This window comes from Streptomyces sp. NPDC102490, from assembly GCF_044765285.1.
Lineage (GTDB): Bacteria > Actinomycetota > Actinomycetes > Streptomycetales > Streptomycetaceae > Streptomyces.
In genome coordinates this window covers 366150-387406 of the sequence record NZ_JBIWJU010000003.1, presented here as the reverse complement: position 1 = coordinate 387406, position 21257 = coordinate 366150, and the positions used below count along the sequence as shown (strand labels likewise).

The 21257-nt window shown below is 77.5% G+C and carries 19 protein-coding genes; 10 read left to right on the top strand and 9 right to left on the bottom strand.

The window, feature by feature from the left end; genetic code table 11:
- The first annotated feature begins 208 nt into the window (after positions 1–208).
- From ACIRGB_RS08360 to ACIRGB_RS08350, 3 genes are read left to right on the top strand one after another with little or no spacing between them, the layout of a single operon-like run.
- On the top strand, positions 209–1213 hold the full coding sequence (locus tag ACIRGB_RS08360) for a glycosyltransferase family 9 protein (RefSeq protein WP_403860640.1): 1005 nt from the start codon (positions 209–211) through the stop codon (positions 1211–1213).
- The gene (locus ACIRGB_RS08355) at positions 1210–2145 is read left to right on the top strand and encodes a glycosyltransferase family 2 protein (protein WP_403860134.1); all 936 of its coding nucleotides are present in this window, start codon (positions 1210–1212) and stop codon (positions 2143–2145) included. Before ACIRGB_RS08360 ends, ACIRGB_RS08355 begins: the two co-directional genes overlap by 4 nt.
- Complete coding sequence (locus ACIRGB_RS08350) at positions 2142–3038, top strand: glycosyltransferase family 2 protein (protein ID WP_403860131.1); 897 nt, start codon at positions 2142–2144, stop codon at positions 3036–3038. Before ACIRGB_RS08355 ends, ACIRGB_RS08350 begins: the two co-directional genes overlap by 4 nt.
- A gap of 56 nt (positions 3039–3094) precedes the next feature.
- On the opposite strand, the gene ACIRGB_RS08345 is transcribed toward ACIRGB_RS08350, so the two are convergent.
- The 4 genes from ACIRGB_RS08345 to ACIRGB_RS08330 all read right to left on the bottom strand — a co-directional run bounded on the left by ACIRGB_RS08345 (position 3095) and on the right by ACIRGB_RS08330 (position 6330).
- On the bottom strand, positions 3095–3403 hold the full coding sequence (locus ACIRGB_RS08345; protein ID WP_403860128.1) for a DUF3040 domain-containing protein: 309 nt from the start codon (positions 3401–3403) through the stop codon (positions 3095–3097).
- A 58-nt stretch (positions 3404–3461) separates the two neighbouring features.
- Complete coding sequence (locus tag ACIRGB_RS08340) at positions 3462–4388, bottom strand: polysaccharide pyruvyl transferase family protein (protein ID WP_403860126.1); 927 nt, start codon at positions 4386–4388, stop codon at positions 3462–3464.
- 86 nt (positions 4389–4474) lie between these two features.
- On the bottom strand, positions 4475–5941 hold the full coding sequence (locus ACIRGB_RS08335) for a tol-pal system YbgF family protein (protein WP_403860123.1): 1467 nt from the start codon (positions 5939–5941) through the stop codon (positions 4475–4477).
- The gene (locus tag ACIRGB_RS08330; protein ID WP_403860120.1) at positions 5938–6330 is read right to left on the bottom strand and encodes a hypothetical protein; all 393 of its coding nucleotides are present in this window, start codon (positions 6328–6330) and stop codon (positions 5938–5940) included. Before ACIRGB_RS08330 ends, ACIRGB_RS08335 begins: the two co-directional genes overlap by 4 nt.
- Positions 6331–6691: 361 nt before the next feature.
- Between ACIRGB_RS08330 and ACIRGB_RS08325 the strand changes: the two genes are divergently transcribed.
- Positions 6692–10495, top strand: coding sequence for a WD40 repeat domain-containing protein (locus ACIRGB_RS08325; protein ID WP_403860117.1), 3804 nt, complete (start codon positions 6692–6694; stop codon positions 10493–10495).
- 14 nt (positions 10496–10509) lie between these two features.
- On the opposite strand, the gene ACIRGB_RS08320 is transcribed toward ACIRGB_RS08325, so the two are convergent.
- Genes ACIRGB_RS08320 through ACIRGB_RS08310 form a run of 3 tightly spaced genes read right to left on the bottom strand, consistent with a single transcriptional unit; the run spans position 10510 to position 12022 of the window.
- The gene (locus tag ACIRGB_RS08320; RefSeq protein WP_403860114.1) at positions 10510–10836 is read right to left on the bottom strand and encodes an Asp23/Gls24 family envelope stress response protein; all 327 of its coding nucleotides are present in this window, start codon (positions 10834–10836) and stop codon (positions 10510–10512) included.
- Positions 10833–11489, bottom strand: a complete 657-nt coding sequence (locus ACIRGB_RS08315) for an Asp23/Gls24 family envelope stress response protein (protein WP_403860111.1) — start codon at positions 11487–11489, stop codon at positions 10833–10835. Before ACIRGB_RS08315 ends, ACIRGB_RS08320 begins: the two co-directional genes overlap by 4 nt.
- The gene (locus tag ACIRGB_RS08310) at positions 11480–12022 is read right to left on the bottom strand and encodes an RNA polymerase sigma factor (protein ID WP_403860108.1); all 543 of its coding nucleotides are present in this window, start codon (positions 12020–12022) and stop codon (positions 11480–11482) included. Before ACIRGB_RS08310 ends, ACIRGB_RS08315 begins: the two co-directional genes overlap by 10 nt.
- 177 nt (positions 12023–12199) lie before the next feature.
- Here ACIRGB_RS08310 and ACIRGB_RS08305 point away from each other — a divergent pair, with 177 nt between their 5' ends.
- From ACIRGB_RS08305 to ACIRGB_RS08280, 6 genes are read left to right on the top strand one after another with little or no spacing between them, the layout of a single operon-like run.
- Positions 12200–12706 (top strand): Asp23/Gls24 family envelope stress response protein, encoded by a 507-nt coding sequence (locus ACIRGB_RS08305; protein WP_403860105.1) that lies wholly within the window; start codon positions 12200–12202, stop codon positions 12704–12706.
- 40 nt (positions 12707–12746) lie between these two features.
- Positions 12747–12932, top strand: coding sequence for a hypothetical protein (locus ACIRGB_RS08300; protein WP_403860102.1), 186 nt, complete (start codon positions 12747–12749; stop codon positions 12930–12932).
- Positions 12929–14410: a DUF6286 domain-containing protein gene (locus ACIRGB_RS08295; protein WP_403860100.1), complete on the top strand. Its 1482-nt coding sequence runs from the start codon at positions 12929–12931 to the stop codon at positions 14408–14410. The genes ACIRGB_RS08300 and ACIRGB_RS08295 overlap by 4 nt, the downstream gene beginning before the upstream one ends.
- Complete coding sequence (locus tag ACIRGB_RS08290) at positions 14407–14988, top strand: hypothetical protein (RefSeq protein WP_403860097.1); 582 nt, start codon at positions 14407–14409, stop codon at positions 14986–14988. Before ACIRGB_RS08295 ends, ACIRGB_RS08290 begins: the two co-directional genes overlap by 4 nt.
- Positions 14985–15896: a YihY/virulence factor BrkB family protein gene (locus ACIRGB_RS08285; RefSeq protein ID WP_403860094.1), complete on the top strand. Its 912-nt coding sequence runs from the start codon at positions 14985–14987 to the stop codon at positions 15894–15896. The genes ACIRGB_RS08290 and ACIRGB_RS08285 overlap by 4 nt, the downstream gene beginning before the upstream one ends.
- A 10-nt stretch (positions 15897–15906) precedes the next feature.
- A complete protein-coding gene (locus ACIRGB_RS08280; RefSeq protein WP_403860091.1) occupies positions 15907–17013 on the top strand; it encodes a winged helix DNA-binding domain-containing protein in 1107 nt (368 codons plus the stop codon).
- A 360-nt stretch (positions 17014–17373) separates the two neighbouring features.
- Here the strand turns inward: ACIRGB_RS08280 and ACIRGB_RS08275 are convergent, their stop codons facing one another.
- Both ACIRGB_RS08275 and ACIRGB_RS08270 read right to left on the bottom strand, forming a co-directional pair.
- Positions 17374–20205: an AAA family ATPase gene (locus tag ACIRGB_RS08275; RefSeq protein ID WP_403860088.1), complete on the bottom strand. Its 2832-nt coding sequence runs from the start codon at positions 20203–20205 to the stop codon at positions 17374–17376.
- Positions 20206–20342: 137 nt separating this feature from the next.
- Positions 20343–21173 (bottom strand): response regulator transcription factor, encoded by an 831-nt coding sequence (locus tag ACIRGB_RS08270; RefSeq protein ID WP_403860085.1) that lies wholly within the window; start codon positions 21171–21173, stop codon positions 20343–20345.
- Positions 21174–21257: the final 84 nt, after the last annotated feature.

Below are 21257 nucleotides of genomic sequence, written 5' to 3'. Positions count from 1 at the left end.
AGGCGCCTCGCCGACGAACACGCCGGTCGCGCCTCCACCGACGCCCGGGCGCGATCGCCCGTCGCCGCTCAGCCGAGCGGCCCGCGCTACGGAGGTCCGATCGCCCGCGATCGGCGAACGGCCTCAGGGGGCCGGTGGTGGGCCCGTCACCGGGGACCCGGTGCATCCGCCGATCGCGGAGACGGTGCATCCGCCGGCCGGGGAGACGGTGCGCACGGCGCCGGACGAGGGCGGGGGCGGGCGGCGCCGCGTGCTTGTGCTGCGGGCTCTCGGGCTTGGGGACCTGTTGGCCGGGGTGCCTGCCCTGCGTGCGTTGCGGCGGGCGTATCCCGGGCACGAGGTGGTGCTGGCCACCCCCGCCGAACTGAGCCCCGTGGCCGCCGCGACCGGCGCCGTGGACCGGGTGCTGCCCGCCGCCGCACCCGGCCGTGCCGTCCCGCGCTCCCTCGACTGGACCGGACCGCCCCCCGACGTCGCCGTCGACCTGCACGGCAACGGGCCGCCCAGCCATCGCCTGCTGACCCGCCTGCGCCCGCGCAGGCTGCTGGCGTTCGCGCACCCGGAGACCCCCGAGGTGGAGGGCCCACCCTGGTACGCCGAGGAGCACGAGCGCGAGCGGTGGTGCCGGCTGCTGCGGGCCTACGGCATCGCCGCCGACCCCACCGACCTGCGGCTGCCGCGCCCCGACGCGCCGTCCCCCGCCCCCGGCGCGGTCGTCCTGCACCCCGGCGCCGGTGCCCCCTCCCGCTGCTGGCCCGTGGAACGGTACGCGGCCGTCGCCGAGGCACTGCGCGCACGGGGACGCCGGGTCGTGGTCACCGGGGGAGCGGACGAGGCGGACCTGGTGGCCCGGCTGGCCAAGCGCGCCGACCTGCCCGACACGGACGTGTTCGGCGGCGGCCTGCCCTACGACCGGCTCTCCGCCCTGGTGGCCGGCGCCCGCGCCGTCGTCAGCGGCGACACCGGCATCGCCCACCTCGCCGTCGCCCACGCCACGCCCTCCGTGACCCTCTTCGGCCCGGTCCCGCCCAGCCGTTGGGGCCCGCCGCCGCACCCCCGCCACCGCGTCCTGTGGCACCCGGGCCCGGACGGCGACCCGCACGGCCGCCGCACCGACCCCGCACTGCTGCGGATCACCCCAGACGCCGTACTGCGCGCAATCGACGCACTCGACGACCCGGACACCCCGGACGCCCCGGAAGAGGGACCATGAACCACCCCGCGCACCACGGCCCCACGGCCACCCGCGAACGGGCCCGCCCCGACCCCACGAAACCCGCCCCCGTCGGCATCGTCATCGCCACCCGGAACCGCCGCGCGAGCCTCGCCGTCACCCTGCGCCACCTGCTCGCCCTGCCCGAGCGGCCCGAGGTCCTCGTCGTCGACAACGCCTCCACCGACGGCACCCGCGCCCTGCTGGCCCGCGACTTCCCCCAGGTCCGCGTCCTCGCCCTGCCGGTCAACCGCGGCGCCCTCGCCCGCACCCACGGGGTCCGCGCCCTGGACACCCCGTACGTGGCGTTCAGCGACGACGACTCCTGGTGGGCGCCCGGCTCCCTGCGCGCCGCCGCCCGCTACTTCGACGAGCACCCCCGGCTTGGCCTGCTCTCCGCCCGCACCCTCGTCGGCCCCGCCGACGCCGCGGACCCCCTCAACGACCTGCTCGCCGACTCCCCGCTCGGCACGGCCACCGACCTGCCCGGCACCCAGGTGCTCGGCTTCCTCGGCTGCGCCGCCGTCGCCCGCCGCACCGCGTACCTCGACGCGGGCGGCTACCACCCGCTGCTCTTCTTCGGCGCCGAGGAGACCCTCCTCGCCTACGACCTCGCGGCCCGCGGCTGGGGCGTCACGCACTGCCCCGACGTGGTCGCCCACCACCACCCGGACCCCCGCCCCCGCACCGGCCGCCCGGCCGTCGTACGCCGCAACGAACTGCTCACCGCCTGGCTGCGCCGCCCCCTCCCGCACGCCCTGGCCCGCACCCGCGCCCTCGCCGCCGACGCCCGCCGCGACCCGCACGCCCGGCACGCCCTGCGCGAGACGCTCACCCGCCTGCCCGCCGCCCTGCGCGCCCGCCGGCCCCTGCCCCCGCACGTGGAACGGGCCGCCCGCCTCCTCGACGACGGCCACGGAGCGGCCTCATGACGGACACCAGGACCACCGTCGTCGTCATCACCCACAACCGGTGCCCCGAACTCCTGCGCACCCTGGACCGGCTCGCCGAACTCCCCGAACAACCCCGGGTGATCGTCACCGACAACGGCTCCACCGACGGCACGGCCACCGCCGTCGCCCGCCACCACCCCGGCGTACGGCTCCTGCGCCCCGGCCGCAACCTCGGCGCCGTCGGCCGCAACCTGGCCGTCCGCCAGGTCACCACCCCCTACGTCGCGTTCTGCGACGACGACTCCTGGTGGGCGCCCGGCTCGCTGGCCGAAGCCGCGGACCTGCTCGACCGGTACCCGGCGGTCGGCTCGGTCACCGCCCGCATCCTGGTCGAACCGGGCGGCACCGAGGACCCGATCGTCGAGGAGCTGCGCGACTCGCCCGTGCCCCGCCCCGACTGGCTCCCCGGACCGGCGCTCGGCTCCTTCCTGGCCGCCGCGACCGTCCTGCGCACCGACGCCTTCCGGGCCGCGGGCGGCTTCCACCCCCGGCTGTGGCTCGGCGGCGAGGAGGAGCTGCTCGCCGCCGACCTCGCCGCCAACGGCTGGTGGCTGACGTACGCCGACGAGCTGACGATCCATCACCACCCCTCCGGGGTAAGGGACTCCACCGTGCGCCGGGCACACGGCATCCGCAACACCCTGTGGTTCACCTGGCTGCGCCGCCCGGTCGGCCCCGCCCTGCGCCGCACCCTCCACCTGGCCCGCACCGTCCCCCGCGACACCGCGTCCCTGCGCGCCTTCGCGGAGGCGACCGCCGCCCTGCCGTGGGTGCTGCGCGAACGCCGGGTGCTGCCACCAGAGGTCGAGGCCCGCCTGCGGGCACTGGAACCCGCCCAGCGCGACTCGACGGCCCGCAGCTACACCGGCTGACCCGGCCCGCAGCTGCACCGGCTGACCCGGCCGGGGAACCGGGCCGCGGCGGGGCCCTAACCCTCCGTCCACCGGCACAGCAGCCGGAACACCCCGAACAGCGTCACCGGCCACACGGCGGCGAACGCCCAGATCACGCCGGGCGCGGAGGTGACGATGCCGACGACCATCAGCGTCACCGACACGGCGAGCAGCAGGAGGACGGCCGGGGTGCGCGGGCGGCAGGCCGCCAGACGGGTGGGGTCCGGGAGGCGGCGCAGCCGCAGCGTGCGCAGGCGCCGGTCGAGGCGGCGGTCGCGGCGCAGGGCCCGTTCGACCTCGTCGAGTATCCGTTGCTCGTGATCGGGGAGCCGGCCGAGGGACATGGGCTCTCCTCCCCTGAGGGCGGACCGACCCCCGCCGAGTGCCAGTGCCGCACGGCGCCTAATCGCGAGGCACCGCCGTGCCGCCACCCCCCGGCGCGGCCCGCAACGCGGCCACCAGGCCGTCCGCCGCGTCCCGGACCGGGTCGGCCGCCCGGAAGCCCGCGCCGATCCGCGCCGCCTCCGCCCGCCCGTCGGCCAGGCACCACTGCCACCAGAGCTCCAGCATCCCCTCCGCGGACGCCCCGGCCAGCCGTTCGGCGGCGACCAGCGCCGGCCAGCCGCAGGCGTGGGCCTGCGCCGTCACCTTCGCGCCGCCCTCGACCGGGTCGACCGCCAGCACCGGGACACCGGCCCGCAGCGCGAGCACCAGCCCGTGCAGCCGGTCGGTGACGACCAGGTCGAGGCGGGCCAGTACGGACTCCAGCTGGGCCGGGGTGCCGCACAGCCGCCAGTCGTGGGCGTCGAGCCGGGTCTCCAGCTCCAGCCGGGCGCAGTCCCGGCCGGCCAGCCAGCGGGTCAGCACGGCGGCGACCTCCTCGTGCCGCCGCCGGCCCCCGTACTCCCGCTGCCCGTGGGTGAGCACCACCCCGACGACGGGCACCGCAGGGAGCGCCGGAGCACGGGCCGCGAGGTCCAGGCCGGGACCGCTCCCGGCGGCGTCGCGGGCCAGGACCCGGTGGAAGCCGGTGACGGCCGGGGAGTCCGGATCGACCACGGAGACCCCGACCGCGATCCGCACGCAGTGCGCGAACCGCCGGTGCAACTCCTCGACCTGCGGCCCGTGCACCGGCCCGCACACGAACACCAGCCGCGAGTACGCCGCCGGGTCCACGTCGTCGAAGTGCGTGCCGTCGGCGCGGAAACCGGGGCTCCACACGACGTCGTACGCCAGCCCCGCCTCCCGCAGCACCCGTTCCACCCGGGCCAGCGCCAGCACGTCGCCGGCCGTCGCCTCCCCGTGCAGGAAGCTGAACCAGCCGGTCACCAGGATTCCGTCGCGTCCGCGCACAGTGCCCGCGGGTGCCCCGCCGGCCGCGAGGCAACCCCCGAGACGGCGAACGGGCGGTCCGGTCAGCGGCCGACCACCGGTCCGAAGGCGTCGCGCACGTCGCCGTTCGAGGGCGTGACGGCCATCCGCGACGGCAGCGCGTCGAAGTACCCGAGGACGCCGGGGCAGCTCTCGCCGCCCAGCTGCACGGTGCGGTCGACGACGAGTTTCCCGGTCCGCAGCGCGTAGCCCTTCACCCGGACCGCCAGCTTGTTGAACCTGACGCTGCCGATGTGGCCGTTGTGGTCCCGGTACTGGCACGTCTCGACCACGTCCCCGGCCTCCGCCTCACCGGTGCACACCACCAGGGCGGCATGGGCCGTGTCGGTCCGCCACGCCTCGGGCAGCTTGTCCGTGTACTCGGTGTCGCCGACGAACACGGCGCGGGTGCGGCCCTTGCGGTAGGCGGGGGCCAGGGAGTACTTCGCCGGTTCCCGGCAGTAGCCGGAGCCCGGGCCGTCCGCCGCCGCGACCAGCTCGGTGACCCGGTCCAGCTCGATCGCCAGCCCCGCCTTCCGGGCCCCCTTGCGGGCGGCGTCCGCGTGGGTGTCGTCCGGGTACTCGTCGAGCAGCCGCCGGTAGTGCTCGCGGGCATCCGGCCAGTCCTCCGTGCCCATGAAGCCGTCGGCGCAGTCCATCAGCGCCCGGGGGGTGATCCGGGCCGCGGTGGCGGAGGCGGGGCCGGTCAGGTCCCCGGGCCCGGGGGCGTGCTTCCGAAGCCAGTCCGCAAGGGTCACGGTCACACAGCCGTCGTCGGTGGGCAGCCGGCCGAGGAAGCGGTCCAGCGTCGCCCGGACGGTCCGCTCGTTGCCGGACTCGCCGAGCACCGCGCCGAGCCGCCGGAAGCCGGTCTCCAGCGCGTCCAGGTCACCGGTCAGCCCGCTGCTGAGGTAGGCCCCGGCCGCGTCCAGCCGCTCGCACGCCTCGACCACCGCGTCGCCCCGGGCCGCCAGAGGTGCGGCGACCAGCCGGTGCCGGAACGCCACCCCGTCCTGAGCGGCCACCGCTGCCCCGCAGTCCCCGTCCGCGCGGGCGTCCGCGACCTCGTCCTCGACCCCGTGCGCGTCGAACCGCACCCACCCGGCGGCCGCCAGCACCGGCACGGTCAGGGCCAGCGCGAGCAGCCGCTGCCCGCGCCGGGGCCCGGCCGTCGGGTGCCGCCGCGCGAGCCACCAGCCGTGCCCGACGACCGCCGCCCACCACAGCACCACGAGCAGCTCGCACCACGTCTCGGCGGTCGAGTACGTCAGCCACAGCAGGGACACGGTGACCACCGCGGCGACCCAGAACAGCGCCCGGCGCCCCGCGATCAGGTAACCCGCCCCGAGCAGCGAGGCGTTGCCGACGGCCACGGCGAGCGGATCGGGCACACGCGGCTCCCGCGGAGCCACCCGCCCGTAGCCGGGACCGGGGTCCCAGACCTCGCCGGGGCCGGGCTCCGGAGCCGGACCGGCGGGCCGGACCGGTTCCTCCCGCGGCGGCTCGGTCATCCCGCGTACTCCTCGTACTCCTCGCCGCGCTCCCCGCTGCGGACCCGCACGTACGCCTCGGCGGCCGGCCGGTACAGCAGGACCACGCCCGGGACGGCGAGCAGCGCGGCCAGCAGCAGCGTGGCACCGCCGTACAGCGGATCGTCGAGGGCGAACGGCGCGGCGACGACCAGGATCACCGCGGTCAGACAGCTCACCGCGGTCCGGGCGCCGCGCCGGCCGCGGCCCGCCCGGACCGCGAACCAGAAGCAGACCGCCAGCAGCAGGAGGACCAGGGCCGCCGCCTCCCCGGGGCCGGCCGCCGTTGTCGCCGCGACCAGTGTCCCCAGCATCACCAGCACCACCGCCAGCGTCACGCTCCACGGCCGACGGGTCGCCTCGGGGGTCATCGCATCACTTCCTTCATGTGCCTTCTCCGGACCCGGGTGTCTTCGCCGGGGGGGAACGGGAGCGGGGCGGCACGGCCGCGGCGGACCCGGCGGCCGCGCCGCCCCGCACTCCCCCGACCGCCGATTCCACCGCGGAACACCGTTGTTCAGCAGCCCGCACCCGGCACTGAACAATGCGGCGGGCCCCGCGCGGCGACCCGGAACCCTGCGGACCCGGTGTGAAGACGCCGTGAACTCCCCGTGCGCCACCCCCCGACGAGCAGCCCGGCGCTTGCCGCCCGCCGCCGCGCCTCCCTACCGTGGGCGCCCGGACGGGGACCGAGAGCGACGGCGGGGCGGGGCACACGTGGGCGGAAACGGAGTGGGACGCCGGGAACGACGGCTCGACCCCGGAGCCGGACCGGTCCAGCGGTTCGCCGCCGAACTCCGCGCCCTGCGCGACTCGGTGGGGCGACCGACGTACCGCACGATGGCCGACAAGGTCCCCTTCTCGGTGACCGCCCTGTCGCAGGCGGCCGCCGGACGGCAACTGCCCACCCTCGCGGTGACCCTCGCCTACGTCGACGTCTGCGGCGGCGACCCCGAGGAGTGGGAGCGGCGCTGGCGGGCGGCGAGCGCGGAGGCCGCCGCACTCGCCGGAGCCGACGAGGAGACCCGCCCGCCCTACCGCGGTCTGACCCGCTACGAACCGGACGACGCCGCCCTGTTCTTCGGCCGCGACCGGCTGCTGGACCGGCTGGACGGACTGACCCGCAGGCACCGCTTCACCGCCGTCTTCGGCCCCTCGGGCAGCGGCAAGTCCTCCCTGCTGCGGGCCGGTCTGATCCCCCGCCTGCGCACCCCCGGCACCGGCGCCGACACGCCCGCCGCCCCCGCGGCCGTCCGCATCCTCACCCCCGGCGCGACCCCGACGACCACCCACGCGGACCGGCTCGACCCCGTGCCGGACACGGACGCCGACACCTGGCTGATCGTCGACCAGTTCGAGGAGCTGTACACCCTCTGCGCCGACCCGGCCGAGCGGAACGCCTTCGTCGACCGGCTCCTGACCGCCACCGGCCCCGGCAGCCGACTGCGCGTGGTGGTCGCCGTACGCGCCGACTTCCTCGGCCGCTGCGCCGAACACCCCGGACTCACGGCCGCGTTGCAGGACGCCACCCTGCTGGCCGGTCCGATGAGCCGGGAGGAGCTGCGGGAGGCCGTCGTCCGGCCGGCCGCCGCGGCCTCACTGGTCGTCGAACGCGCCCTGACCACCCGGCTGCTCGACGAGGTCGAGGACGCGCCGGGCGGACTGCCGCTGATGTCGCACGCGCTGCTGGAGACCTGGCGGCACCGCACCGGCCGGACCCTGACCGTCGCCGGCTACGAGGCGGCCGGGGGACTGCGCGGCGCCGTCGTCCGCACCGCCGAGGAGGTGTACGGCGAACTCACCGCCCCCCAGGCCGACCTCGCGCGCCGCATCCTGCTGCGGCTCGTCGCCCCGGGCGACGGCACCCCCGACACCCGGCGCCCCGCCGAGCACGCGGAACTCGACCTCGGCGACCGGGACGACACCCGCGCCGTGCTGGACCGGCTGGTCGCCGCCCGGCTGCTCACCCTCGACGACGGCACGGTCGAACTCGCCCACGAGGCCCTCATCACCGCCTGGCCCCGGCTGCGCGGCTGGATCGACGCCGAACGCGACCGGCTCCGCGTCCACCGCGCGCTCTCCGAGGCCGCCCGCACCTGGCTGACCCTCGGCCGGGAGAACGCCGCGCTCTACGCGGGCTCACGGCTGGCCGCCGCCCGCGAGGCGTTCGCCCGGGACACGCGGGGCGGGGAACCGGCGCCGGGGGAACTGACGCCGGTGGAGCGCGAGTTCCTAGCCGCGTCGATCCACCGGCGGCGGCGCGCGGTGTGGCTCAGGCGCGGACTGTCGGCCGTCCTGGCGCTGCTGGTCCTGGTCGCCTCGGGCACCGCCGTCGTCGCGCTCCGGGCGCGGGCCACCGCCCAGACCGAGCGGGACGAGGCCGTCTTCGGCCGGATCACCGCGGAGGCCGACCGGCTGCGCGAGACCAACGCCGCCCTCTCCGCCCGGCTGGACGTCGCCGCGCTCGGCATGCGCACCACCCCCGAACTGCGCACCGCGCTCACCACGGACGCGGGCCGGGTGCTGTCCACCCGGCTGCCCGGACACGACGACATCGGCAGCGCCGTGGCCTTCGCCCCGGACGGCCGCACCCTCGCCAGCGGCGGCCACGACGGCACCGTACGGCTGTGGGACACGGCCGGGTCCGGCGAGCGGCTCGGGGAGCCGTTGCGGATCACCGGCGGACCGGTGGGCGCGGTGGCCTACGCGCCGGACGGCAGCGTGCTGGTGGCGGCCGGAGACGACGGCGGCATCCGGCTGTGGGACACCCGGGACCGCGCCCGGCCCCGTCCCCTGGGCGAGCCCCTGGTCAGCCACGGGGGCGAGTCCGTCACCTCCGTCGCCTTCGCCCCCGACGGCCGCACCCTCGCCACCGCCGGCGACGACGGCACCCTGCGCCTGTGGGACCTGGCCGACCCGGCCCGGCCCGCACCCGTCGGCGCACCGGCCCGCGCCGACGCGCGCGGCGTCCGGGACGTCGCCTTCGCCCCGGACGGGCGCACCCTGGCCACCGCCGGGCACACCGGGACCGTACGGCTGTGGCGCCCGGACGGCGCCGACGGACCGGTCCCGCTCGGCGAGCCCCGCCGCGCCCACGACGCGGCGGTCTGGTCGGTGGCGTTCTCCCCGGACGGCGACACCCTCGCCACCGCCGGCTACGACGACACGGTGCGCCTGTGGAAGGTGTCGGGCACGGGCGGGTCCGGCACCCCCGACGGCGGCCTGCGCCCGCTGGGCGAACCGCTGACCGGACACACCGCCGCCGTGTGGTCGGTGGAGTTCAGCCCGGACGGACACACGCTGGCCAGCGCCGCGCACGACGACACCGTCATCCTGTGGAACGTCGCCAACCCCGCCTACCCGCACCGGATCGGCGAACCCCTGACCGGGCACACCGAGGGCCTGTGGGACCTGGCCTACGGCCCGGACGGCCGCACCCTCGCCACCACCGGCGCCGACCACAGCGTCCGCGTGTGGCACCTGCCGGACGGCGTCCTGACCGACTTCACCAACCCGCTCACCGCCGTGGCCTACGACCCCACGGGCAGGCTGTTCGCCGCCGCCAGCACCGACGACGCCCTGGTCCGGCTCTGGGACGTCGGCCGGCCGGGACCCCCGCGCCCGCTGCCACGCCCCCTCACCGGTCACGAGGCCCCCGTCCTGACCGCGGCCTTCGCGCCGGACGGCCGCACCGTCGCGTCCGGCGCCGAGGACGGCACCCTGCGGCTGTGGGACGTCTCCGACCCGGCCCGCCCCGTCCCCGCGGCCACCGTCCCGGACGCCCACCCCGGCGGCGTCCTCACCGCGGCCTTCGCGCCGGACGGCCGCACCCTCGCCACCGGCGGCGTCGACGAGCGGGTCCGCCTGTGGGACGTGCGCGACCCCCACGACGTACGCCCCGTCGGCACGCCCCTGACCGGCCACACCGACTGGGTCGGCTCCGTGGCCTTCGCCCCGGACGGGCACACCCTCGCCACCGGCAGCCAGGACAAGACCGCCCGGCTGTGGGACGTACGCGACCGGGAGCGGCCCCGGCCCGTCGGCGAACCGCTGACCGCCCACGGCGACTGGGTCAACGCGGTCGCCTTCGCGCCGGAGGGACACGTCCTCGCCACCGGCGGCCGGGACCGCACGATCAGGCTCTGGGACGTCACCGACCCCGGCCGGGCCCGCCCCCTGGGCGGCGAACTGACCGGCCATCGCGGCGGCGTCACCTCGGTGTCCTTCGCCCCGGACGGCCGCACCCTCGCCAGCGGCGGCGAGGACCACACGGTCCGCCTGTGGAACGTGACCGACCCCGCCCGCGCCGACGCCTTCGGCAACGCGCTCACCGGCCACCTGGACACCGTCACGTCGGTCGCCTTCGCGCCCGGCGGCGACACCCTGGCCTCGGCGGGCAACGACCTGACGGCGAGGATCTGGACCCTGGACACGGACGAGGCACTCCGCCGGGTCTGCGACCGCACCGACGGCGACCTCACCCCCGCCCGCTGGTCCGAACTCCTGCCCCGCCTGCCCTATCGCCCCACCTGCTGACGTACGGCGGCCGGTCACACCGCGTTGGTCACGGTCACCGTCACCCGCGCGTCGGGCGCCGCCCCGGACAGCGCGTCGGTCACCGCGTCGCGTACCGCGCGGGCCACGGTCAGGGCGTGCCGGTCGCGGTGGACGACGATCTGGACGTCCACCTCCCAGGGCCCCGGCCCAGAGGTCCGGGCCACCCGGACACCCGCGGGTGTGCGCGGCGGTCCGGTCCGGCCGGAGGAGCGCAGCAGGTCCGCGAGGCCCGGCCGCAGGAAGGCGACGCCGGGCACGTCGGCGGCGACCCGCGCGACGGTGCCGGCGAGTGCGTCCCGCTCGGTGGCGGCAGCGGTCACGGCTGGTTCCCTTCGTCCGCACCGACCGCGTCCGTCACGTCGGTGATGTGCACGTCCACGTGGTCCACCGGCAGCCCCAGGGCGTCGTCCGCCGCCCCGCGCACCCGCCGCCTGACCTCCTCGGCGAGGTCGCGCAGCCGCGGCGTGAGCGGCACCACGACCTCCAGCCGCACCCGGACCGGGCCCCGCGAGGGGGAGCCGTCGGACTCGGCGGGCCGGATCCGGCACGAGCCGGCCAGCACCCCCGGCACGGTCTCGGCGGCGGCCCGCAGCGCCTTGGCGGCCATCGCCTCCCGCACCCACAGGTCCTCCTCGCGCTCCCCGAGCGGCAGCGGCCTGCCGGGCCGCAGCTCCAGCCGTACGACGTCCATGACCCGTTCGGTCAGCGCCCCCGCGTCCCACTCCGGCTCCCGGCCGCCGTCCGCCCCGCGCACCGCGGCGCCGAGCAGGTCCAGCTGCCGCACGGCCGCCGAGCAGTGCGGGCAGGCCCGCAGGTGCGGCTCCCGGTCCGCACCGCCCGCGCCGTCCGCCCCGGCCTCCCACACCTCGGACAGCAGCCGCCCGCAGGCCAGCCGCTCGTCCGCGGCGTGGTCGTCCGCGCCGCCGGACCCGGACCCGGTGCCGGGCAGCTCCGCGCCGCTGTTCATCGCCATGCGGTCATCGCCTCCGTCAGGCAGCGTCGTGCGCGGAACACCCGGCCGCGGGCAGCCTCGGGGCTGATCCCGACCGTCTCCGCGATCGTCTCGTAGGACTGGCCCCCCAGCTCTCTGAGCGCCCAGCAGACCCGCTGCTCCGGGGAGAGCCCGGCCAGCGCCCGGCCCAGTGCCGTCGCGGCGGCGTGGGACTCGGCGGCGCGGGCGGGGGAGACGGCGTGGTCCGGCGCCGCCGGTTCGGGCACGCTGTCGAGGTCGGTCACCGGATGCCGGGAACGCAGCATGTTCAAGCACCGGTTGACGACGATGCGGTGCATCCAGGTGGCGAAGGCCGACTGCCCGCGGAACCCGGGGAGCCTGCGCCACGCGCTGACGAACGCGTCCTGCACCGCGTCCTCCGCCTCCGCGGGGCTGCCCAGCATGCTCGCCGCGAGCCGCAGCAGTCCCGGCGCGTGCCGCCGCACGAGCACCTCGAAGGCGTCCTCGTCGCCCTCGGCGGCCCGCACCGCGAGCAGTCCGTCGTCGCCCGGCACACGCGCTCCTTCCCACTTCCACCGTTCCCGGCCCTGTCCCGACCTTGGACACACCGACTGCCCCGGGCGTTACGCGAGAACCCGGGAAAAGAAGTTCCCGCGAGCCGCGTAACGCCGGACGGCCCCGCGGGTCCAACGACCACAAGCACCGAACGACCACGGTCGACGGAGGACACCATGACCACGGCAGCACAGACGGGCACGATCGAGAGCAAGTCCGACAAGAACGCGCGGACCGCGCAGGGCGGCGCGACGACCGTGAGCGGCGGCTCCACCGGCGCCACCGAACCGGCCGCCACCCGGGGCCGCACCTCCATCGCCGACGTCGTGGTCGTCAAGATCGCGGGCATGGCGGCGCGCGAGATCCCCGGCGTGTACGACATGGGCGGCGGCCTGTCCCGCACCTTCGGCGCGGTCCGCGACCGGGTGCCCGGCGGTCGGCCGAACGTCGGCCGCGGCGTCAAGGTCGAGGTGGGCGAGCGGCAGACCGCGATCGACCTGGACCTCGTCGTCGAGTACGGCGTGCCCATCGCCGACCTCGCCCGGGACGTACGGGAGAACGTCATCGACGCGGTGGAGCGGATCTCCGGCCTGGAGGTCGTCGAGGTCAACATCACGGTCAACGACGTGCACCTGCCGGACGACGAGGACCCCGAGCGCCCGGTGGAGGCGCGCGTGGAGTGACGGACGGGATCCGGAGCAGGCTTCGAGGCGGAGGTGAGTGATGAGCAGAGCGGTGATCGGCATGCTGGTGGGCATGGCGCTGGCCTTCGCCGGGTGGTTCGGCGGCTTCGGCGCGTTCCTGCTGGTGGCCGCGCTGGGCGCGGTCGGCGCGGTGCTGGGACGCCTGGTGGACAACGGCACGGACTGGCGTGAGTTCCTGGCCCCCCGCGACCGGAGGACCCGGTGACGGGCACCGAGGACGCCGGGCGGGCCGCCCGCACGGCACCGGCCGAGCGCGGCCGGACCGTCGTCGCCGACCGTGCCGTGCGCCGGATCGCGGAACGGGCCGCCGCCGAGACCGACCTCGCCGGGCGACGCGTCCGGGTCACCCACGGCACGGCGGCGGTGCGCGGGGACCGCGCCGCGTTCTCGCTCGACGTGCGGCTCCCGTACCCGGCGGTGCTCGGGGAGAGCGGGGAGCGGGTCCGCGGCCGGACGGTGGACCGGGTGGCCGAGCTGAGCGGCCTCACGGTGCGCGGGGCGACCGTCCGCGTCCAGTCCCTGTCCGCGGACCGGACCACCCCGCTCCCCTCCCCGGCCCCCGAGGACGCCCCGCCCGGCGGCCGGGCCCGGCGCCCCTGGTCGGCCCGCCGGATTCCCGCCGCGCTGGTGGCCCTGGTGGCGGCGGGCGTGTGCGCGCTCCTCCTGTACGACGTCCTGTCGGTGCACCTCGCCGGCCGGCGTCCGGCGGGCCCGCGCACCGACGCGGTCGACTGGCTGGCGACGCACGGCCCCGGGGACACCGGCGTCGTCGCGGGCGGCGCGGTCGCCGCCGTCCTGGGCGCCTGGCTGCTGTGCCTCGCCCTCACCCCGGGCCTGCGCGGCGTGCTCCCCATGGCGCCGGTACCGGGGCGGCACGTGCGGCGGGCCGTACTGGACCGCACCGCCGCGGCGGAACTCGTCCGGGACGCCGCGTCGGCCGTCCCCGGCGTGACCCACGTCCGGGTGCGCTGCGGCCGGCGCCGCGTACGCCTCCGGGCCCGCCTGGCCTTCGGCGACCGCCCCACGGCCCGCGCCGCCCTGCGCACCACCACCGACACCACCCTCACCACCCTGGGCCTGGCCCGCCCCCTCAAACCCCGACTCACCCTGCGCCCGACCCCACACTGGCACCCACCCACCACGGACGGCCCGCCCGGCGCACCGGCGTCCGGCTCGGCCGGTGTGGAGGCGGTGCGGGGTGTGGCCGCCCCGGGCGGGTCGGCGTCCGGCGACCGCTCACCGTGGGCGAAGGCCCCCGGCCGGGAAGGGACGGCGCCGGACGCGTCCGTGTCCGGACCCGGGGCGCCGGTCCCGTCTGAGGCGACCGGGGACCGGGCCGGTTCCGGCTCGGCCGGTGTGGAGGCGGTCCCGGGCGGGTCGTCACCCGGCGACCGCGCACCGTCGGTGAAGACCGCCGGCCGGGAAGGGACGGCGCCGGACGCGTCCGCATCCGGACCCGGGGTGCCGGTCCCGTCTGAGGTGACCGGGGACCGGGCCGGTTCCGGCTCGGCCGGTGTGGAGGAGGTCCCGGGCGGGTCGTCACCCGGCGACCGCGCACCGTCGGTGAAGGACCAGGGCCGGGGAGCGGCGGCGCCGAAGCGGCCCGCGCCGCTCGGTGAGGACGAACCGGGCGCCGGGGAGCACCCGGCGCAGGGGCACGGAACGGAGGAGAACCACTCGTGAACCCGATGCGCAACGCGGTCAACCGCACGCTGCTCGCGCTGGCCGGGGCCGCCCTGCTGGCCGGCGGCGGCTGGTCGGTGCTCGCCTCGGACGCGGTCGCGGGGCGGCTGCCCGGACGGTGGCCCACCGCGGACGCGGGGACGGTGCTGCTGGACCGCGGCGGCCTCGCCGACCTGCGCGGGCACGGCTGGTGGACGCCGGCCGTCGTCGCGGGCCCGGCCTGCGCGCTGCTGCTGTGCCTCGCCTGGTTCCTCGCCCAGTTCCGCGGCGGCGGACACCGCCTGCCGCTGGCCGGACCGTCCCTCACCCTCAGGTCCCGTGCGCTGGCCGACGCCGTCGCCCGGCGCGCGGAGGCGACCGAGGGCGTCGACCGCGCCCACGTACACCTGCCCGCCGGCAGGACCCGCTCCCGGGCCCGGGTACGGGTGCTGCTGGAACCCGGCGCCGAGCCCGGACCGGTCCTGGCACGGCTCGCCCGCGGCCCGCTGGACGAAGCCCACGCCTCCCTCGCGCCGCACCCGCTGACCACCCACGTCCGCATCGGCGTACGGTCCACGCGCGAGCGGCGCGCGCGGTGACGGCGTACCTGGAGGCGCGCCTGACCCGGCTCCGGGACCGCTCCGTCCCGTGGACGGGCGCGCTGCGCCGGGTGCCGCGCGCCATGTGGGACGACAACGTCTCCGACTGGGCCGCCGCCCTCACCTACTACGCCGTCCTCGCCCTGGTGCCCGCCCTGGTCGTCACCGCGTCCCTGATGGGCCTGGTCGCCCCGGACCTGACCGACCGGCTCATCGCCGACGTGACGTCCTGGGCGCCCGCCCAGTCCGGCGCCGAGCTGCACCGCACCCTGCACGAGGCGGCCGGGGAGCGCTCCGCCGCCCTGACCGTGGCCGTCGCGGGCGGCGTGGCCGCGCTGTGGTCCGCCTCCAGCTATCTGGCGGTCTTCCGGCGCGCCCTGCACGACATGCACGGCGTGCCCGACCGGCGCCCCCTGTGGCACCGGCTGCACCGCATCGTCCTGACCGCGCTGAGCCTGCTCGGGCTGCTCGTCGCCAGCGCCCTGGTGCTGCTCCTGACGGGGCCGCTGGCCCAGGCCCTGGGGCGGTGGTTCGGCATCGCACCGACGGCGACCACCGCCTGGTCCCTGCTGCGCTGGCCGTTGCTGCTGTGCCTGGTCGCGCTGCTTGTCCTGGTCCTGTTCCGCACCGGCCCCGCCCCGGCCCGCCGCAGCCGGCAGGCGGTCCCCGGCGGCGCCCTGGCGGCACTGCTGTGGCTGGCCTCCTCGGCGGCCTTCTCCCTGTACGCCTCCGGCATCGGCACCTACGGGCGGCTGTACGGCTCCCTGGCCGGTGTCGTCGTCTTCCTGGTGTGGCTGTGGGTCTCGCACCTGTCCCTGCTGGCCGGCGCCCGCTTCGCCGTGGAGCTGGGCCGCGCCGACCGAGCCGAGCGGGCATCGAGGACGGAACCTGTCCTCGATCCCCGCTAGCCTGCGCGGCATGACGACCACGGCTGGAACGACCGCCCCCGTCCTCGGCATCCGGGCCCTCAACCGCGCCACCCTGGCCCGCCAGTTGCTGCTGCGCCGCGCGGCGATGTCCGCCGAGGCCGCCGTCGCGCACCTCGTCGGGCTCCAGGCCCAGAACGTGAAGCCCCCGTACTACGCGCTCGCCGCCCGCCTCGACGGCTTCACGCCCGAGGACCTGTCCACGGCGATGGCCGACCGCCGCGTCGCCCGGCTCGTCACCCTGCGCTCGACCCTCCACACCCACACCGCCGACGACTGCCTCACCCTGCGGCCGCTGGTGCAGGCCGCCAGGGAACGGGAGTTGCGGGCGTTCCGCGCGGGCCTGACCGGCGTCGACCTGGACCGGCTCGCCCGCCTCGCCCGGGACCTGGTCGAGGCCGAGCCGCGCACCCCGGGGCAGTTGCGCGAGGCCCTCGGCGCCGAGTGGCCCGACGCCGACCCGCAGGCCCTGTCCGTCGCCGCCCGCTGCCGGCTCCCGCTCGTCCAGGTGACGCCGCGCGGACTGTGGGACCGCGGCGGCCAGGTCACGCTCACCACCGCCGAGCACTGGCTCGGCCGCCCCGCGCGGCCGGCGCCCGCACCCGACGACACCGTGCTGCGCTACCTCGCCGCGTTCGGGCCCGCGTCGGTGAAGGACATGCAGACCTGGGCCGGCCTGACCCGGCTCCGGGACGCCTTCGAACGGCTCCGTCCCCGCCTCGTCACCTTCCGGGACCCGGGCGGCACCGAACTCTTCGACCTCCCCGACGCGCCGCGCCCCGACCCGGACACCCCGGCCCCGCCGCGCTTCCTGCCCGAGTTCGACAACCTGCTCCTCTCCCACGCCGACCGGGCCCGCCTCGTCCCGCCCGAGCACAAGGGCCGCACCTGGAAGAAGAACCAGGCCTACCGCGTCCTGCTCGTCGACGGCTTCGTGGCCGGACTGTGGAAGCTTGCGGACGACGCCCTGGTCGTCGAGGCTTTCGCGCGCCCCTCGAAGGCACGGCGGGAGGAGATCGTGGCCGAGGGCGAGCGGATGCTCGCGACGCTGCACCCCGGAACCGCGTACGACATCCGCTTCGGAACCGTACGCGACTGACCCGCGCGCCCCCTGGGGGCGGCAGACGTGGAGAGGGGGCGTTGCGGGCCGCTCGTGGAGGCCCGCAACGCCCCCTGGTCTTGCGCCCGAGGGGTCCTCAGGGGGTCACACGGCGGCCGGTCTGGAACGAGTGGGCCCGGACATGAGTCTCCTCGGGTGGTGGCCGGTGGGGGGTATCGCACGGGCGTGGGGGGTGCACGGGGGTCTCGGGAACAGACCCCCGTATGCCCGGGCGAGCGGCACGTCCTCACGCTAGAACCGGCGGTCCCGACCCCCCAATGAGGGAACCCCCTAAGGGCGTCGGGCAGGGAAAACCCTCGGTTTACCGCCGGTAAACCCGACGGTCGCCTGGAGGCCGTCTCAGTCGGGGCGCCGGCCCGCCGCCAGCCGGACGATGTCGACCCGGGACCGGATGCCCAGTTTGCGGTAGACCCGGGTCAGGGTCGCCTCGACGGTCTTGACGCTGACGAACAGCCGGGCGGCGATCTCCCGGTTGGTCGCGCCCTCCATCACGAGCGAGGCCACCTGGCGCTCCATCGCCGCGAGCCCCGCCAGAACGTCCGGCTCGGCGGCCGCGACCGGGGGAGCCCAGGCCGCCCGCGCCGCGACGGCCGCCTCCACCCGCCGCAGCCAGGGCAGCGCCCGGCACCGCCGGAACAGCCGCGCCGCCTCGTCGTACGACGCCGACTCCGGGGGCCGGCCCGGCCGTTCGGCGTGCAGCTCGGCCAGCGCGAAGACCGCCCGGGCCTCCTCCAGACCGAACCCCAGCCCGGCGAGACGCTCCCGCGCCGACGTCAACCGCGCCACGGCCGCCCGGTGTTCGCCCCGCGCCGCCCGCACCAGCGCCTCGGACCGGTCCAGGACGGCGAGCACGCTCTGGCGCCCGAGCCGCAGCGCGTGCGCCCGGGTGACCACCACGACGTCCATCGCCTCGGCCGGTTCCCCGGTGCGCACCAGGGCCTCCGCGAGATCGCCCTGCCACCGGCCGCGCGCCGGGTCGGTGATGCCCGCCCCGGCCTCCAGTTCCCGCACCCGGCGCAGCACCCGGACGGCCGCCGCCGCGTCGCCCGCCGCCAGGTGGGCGTGCCCGAGCGCGGCCAGCGCCCGCGACAGGTACACGGCGTCGCCGTCCCCCTCCGCCCGCCGCACCGCCTCCCGCGCCAGCTCCAGGGCCCGGCCGGGGTCGCCGCCCGCGGCCTCGGCGAGCGCGGCCTGCATCGCGCCCGCGCCCTCCCCGATGCCCGCGTCGCGCGCCAGCGTCAGGCTCTCCCGGGACAGCTCCAGGGCCCGGCCGCAGTGGCCGGAGTGCAGCTCGGTCTCCGCCAGGAAACGCAGGTAGTGGACCTCGCTCTCGGCCATGCCGCGCCGCCGCACCTCGCGCAGCAGCCCGGTGACGGTGGTCCGCGCCTCGGCCAGCCGGTCGCTCATCACCAGCCACCGGAACCGGGAGGAGCCCGCCCCGTTGTGGTGGCACGCCACCCGCGGGTCCTGCGGCTCCTGGAGCGCCCGCTGGATGGTCGCCGGGGCGTCCGGATGGCCCATCAGCGTCTCCGACTGCGCCTGGAAGGCGAGCGCGAGCAGCTCGGTGCGCCGGTCCCCGGCCCGCGCCGCCAGCCGGGCCGCGTGCGCGGCCTCCTGACGCCCCTGGGCGAAGTCGCCCTGCACCACCAGGGAGCGCCAGGCCAGCTGGTAGTGGACCAGGGCGAGCAGCCGCGGGTCGTCGCCCGCGTCGGCCAGGGCCTGCGGGAAGACGGCGTCGACCTCGCCGATGGCCTGCCCGGCCGCCTCGATCACCGCCATCCAGGCCCGTACCCGCTCGCCGGGCGCGGTGGCCCGGGTCAGCACCTCGCGGGCGACGTCCCGGGCGAGGTCCTGATCGCCCGCGGTGATCGCGTCCTCGGCCGCCGTCAGCCGGCGCTCGTCCGGGCCCGGTGTGCCGTCCGCCGGGGTGTGGTGGGCGGCGAGCAGCCCCAGCGAGGCGGCCACCGACGGCGCCCCGCGGTCCCGGGCCAGCGCCGCGGCCTGCGCCAGCCGCGCCGCCACCCGCGGGTCGGTGCCGGTGGTGGCCAGCGCCAGGTGCCGGGCGCGTTCGATCGGGTCGGAGGCGGCCGTGGACAGCGCGGCGTGCGCGGCCCGCCGCTCCGGCGCCGGTGCCTCGGCGTACAGCGCGGCCGAGATCAGCGGATGCGCGAACCGTACGGTCGGCCCCTCCGGGTCGGGCGCCAGCAGCCCCAGCGCCGCCGCCTGCTCGGTCTCCGCCTCGGCGTTCTCCCGGCCGGCCGCGTGCAGCAGCGCCGGGGTGGGGCGGGCGCCGGCGCTGGCCACCAGGAGGGTGCGGCGCGCCTCGTCCGACAGCATCTCCAGGCGGGACAGGACCAGGGCGCGCAGCGAGGTCGGCACCGGCAGCGGCTCGCCCGGGCGCGGTGCCGCGGGGCTCTCGGCCAGGGCCCGGCCCAGCTCCAGGGCGAACAGCGGGTTGCCGCCGCTGGTGCGGTGGATCTCGCGGACCGTGGAGCGGTGCAGGCCGGAGTAGCCGCGCCCGTCCAGGAGCGTCGACACCTGGGCGCGGGTCAGCGGCCCCAGCCGCACCGCGCGGGTGTCCGGCGGCGCGGCGCGCAGATGGCGGTCGTACGCCGCGTCCTGGGGCTCGGGCCCCTCGGTGCGCACCGCGCACAGCAGCCGCACCGGGGTGTCGCCCAGGCGGCGGGCGGCGAAGCCGAGGAGTTCCGAGCTGGCCGGATCGAGCCACTGGAGGTCGTCGGCGACGACGAGGACGGGCCCCGCGGCGGCGAGGGCGCGCAGCGCGGACAGCACGGCCAGGCGCAGCGCGAGGCCGTCGCGCTGGAGGGTGGACTCGCCGCGTCCGGTCAGCGCGGACTCCAGCGCGGTGCGCTGGGCGGCGGGCAGCGCGGGGGACACCTCGTCCAGGACCGGGCCCAGGAGGTCGGCGAGGGCGAGGAAGGGCAGATGCGATTCGGACTCGGTGGCCGAGCAGCGCAACACGGTGTGCGCCGTACCGGCGTATTCCGCGGCCAGGGTGCGCAGCACCGTCGACTTTCCGATTCCGGCGGGCCCGTGCAACAACACACTGCCGCCCCGGGTGAGCTGCTCACGGGCCGCGCCGAACGACTCCTCCCGCCCGATGACCAGGTCGGAGCGGCGGCCGGCGGCGTCCGCGAAGTCCCGTGGCACGGTGACCGCTCCCCTCCGTGTGGCGTGTCCGGGCCAATATTAGGCACCGGCGCATCGCGGGACGGAGAGTCGGCCGGGTGACCCCGGCAACACACACCGGGGTACCGAAAACGAACACCGCCGGGAAAGTCCGCACCTTATGGCAGCCATCCCGTCCGGCGGGCGGACGCGACGGCCTCCGTGCGGGTGCGGGCGCCCAGTTTGCGCATCGCCGAGCGCAGGTAGCTCTTGACGGTCTCCACGCCCACCCCGAGCCGCTCGGCCGCCTCCCCGTTGGTCGCGCCCGCGGCCACACAGGCCAGCACGTCCACCTCGCGCGGCGCCGGCCGGGGCCCCGGGAGGGGACCGTTCCCCGCGGCCAGCAGGCCGCACGCGCGCAGCAGCTCGTCCCGCAGCGCCGGGTCCGTGATCCTCGGCGCCAGCGCCCGCAGCGCCGCGTGCGCCTCCCGCACCTGCTCCCAGGCCGCGCCGCCCGCCGGACCGGGCGCGGACGCGGCCGTCGCCAGCAGCTCGTCCGCCTCCTCCCGCAGCACCAGCGCCTGCTCGGCGTCCCGTGCCGCCGCCACCGCCGCACCCAGGGTGCGGTCGCCCAGCGGCTGGGCCGTGCGCAGCGCGCCGTACAGCACCCCGCGCACCCGGCGCCGTACGACCACCGGCACCGCGAGGACCGAGCGCAGGCCCTCGGCGGCGACGGGCAGGTCGTACTCGTGGCTGATCTGCCGGGAGACGGAGTAGTCCGTCACCGCGCACGGCCGCGACAGCGCCACCGCCCGGCCGCCCAGCCCGTTGCCGGCCGTCACCGCCAGCGCGCTGAGCGCCGTCGTGGCCGTGCCGCTCAGTTCGCTGATGCGCACCTGGCGCCGCCCGGACTCCACCAGACCGCCGAAGGCGACGGGCAGCCCGGTCGTGCGCCGCAGCCGCCCCAGCGCGCTGCGGATCTGCGCCGCGTCCGCCGCGTCCACCGCCACTCGTCCCGTCCTCCCTCACGACCGCCGCGTCCCGGTCCCGGGACGCACACCCCCGTTCGGGGGTAGTGAGACCCGCATCACGGA